Annotated in this window: 1 protein-coding gene; it reads right to left on the reverse strand. The window is 58.8% G+C overall.

Features of this window, described 5'->3' with window-relative positions; translation table 11 throughout:
• On the reverse strand, nucleotides 1–291 hold a 291-nt coding region (locus tag J5M56_RS25960; protein WP_207938183.1), incomplete at both ends, for an immunoglobulin-like domain-containing protein.

Genomic DNA, 291 nt, shown 5'->3' on the forward strand with positions numbered 1-291 from the left:
CTTCGCTCAGGCCCTTGGCGATGGTGATGACCGCACCATTGCTGAGGGTGACCTTCATCTCACTACCGGCTGGGTTGGTCAGCTTGGCGGTGTAGGTGATTTGGCCACCTTCCTGGACGGTGTTGGTCGCCGTCAAGGTGACACCGGTGGTGTCCAGCTTCGCTGGGTCGTCGGTGACCGTGGTGCTAGGAGTACCGGTGGTAACCAGTTTCTCGTAGTTGCCGCCGGTGACATTGGTGATGCTGTTGGTCAGCGGTGCATTGGTGTTGTAGACGTTGTTTGGCGCAACGT

Origin of the sequence: Pseudomonas sp. 51_B (genome assembly GCF_017491595.1) — a bacterium.
In the GTDB taxonomy this organism is placed as follows: Bacteria; Pseudomonadota; Gammaproteobacteria; order Pseudomonadales; family Pseudomonadaceae; genus Aquipseudomonas; species Aquipseudomonas promysalinigenes.